General features: G+C 53.5%; 1 protein-coding gene. It reads left to right on the forward strand.

What is annotated here, in order from left to right; all coding sequences use genetic code 11:
* The first annotated feature begins 77 nt into the window (after positions 1–77).
* Positions 78–230 (forward strand): DUF4113 domain-containing protein, encoded by a 153-nt coding sequence (locus KMS84_RS43665; RefSeq protein WP_256669020.1) that lies wholly within the window; start codon positions 78–80, stop codon positions 228–230.
* The last annotated feature ends 467 nt before the right edge of the window (positions 231–697 follow it).

The following is a 697-nucleotide window of genomic DNA, read 5'->3' on the forward strand; positions in this document are numbered from 1 at the left end:
TGATGGATCTGCGAAAGCGTGGTGAGTACACGCAAGATCTGTTCACGCCGAGTCAACCGGCGCGCACTGACGCGCTCATGAGCGTTATGGACAAGATCAATAGACGGTGGGGACATGACTGCTTACGCACTGCAGCTGTGCCCCTGTCGCCGGACTGGGGCATGCGTAGGGCTCTGCTGAGCCCTAGCTACATGACCAGTTGGGATCAGATGTGGACAGTAAAATGCTGAATCGCAGGCAAAAAAAAACCGCCTGAGAGGGGCGGTCTTTTTTGCTGGTCTGGTTGAGAGACCTGGCCAGCGGTTCCACTAGATACAGTCACTGAGGACGATAGTAGAAAGAGTTGACACGTATGTCAATCACTACGTCTCATCCTACGTCACTGCCGATCACGCTGGCATGATGCCATTCCAAAGCTGAGAAGATGCGGTATGATGCCCACGCTTATGAGCGATTTGTATCAAGTGGAAGGGGCTGGACGTAAAGATTTCGCTGTACCACCCCTCCCGATACGACCCTGAGAAAGTCGTGCTGGTGGATGTTTTGGGAGGGCCAACCCCCGGTCGTACTTCCACTAGATACAGTCACTCGTACCTAAAGCGCTGAGTGCCAGCACAGGCGTTGGAAGGATGGCCAGCCAACACGGAGGCCATGGAATATGAAGCGTATGCTAAATATTTTGAGCCACGTATGGAGC

The sequence above is a fragment of the Streptomyces hilarionis genome (assembly GCF_024539675.1).
Lineage (GTDB): Bacteria > Actinomycetota > Actinomycetes > Streptomycetales > Streptomycetaceae > Streptomyces > Streptomyces hilarionis.

What these genes read in the sequence shown, in the direction of transcription:
- KMS84_RS43665 (WP_256669020.1), top strand. Translation starts at nt 78, where the DNA reads ATGAGCGTTATGGACAAGATCAATAGACGGTGGGGACATGACTGCTTA.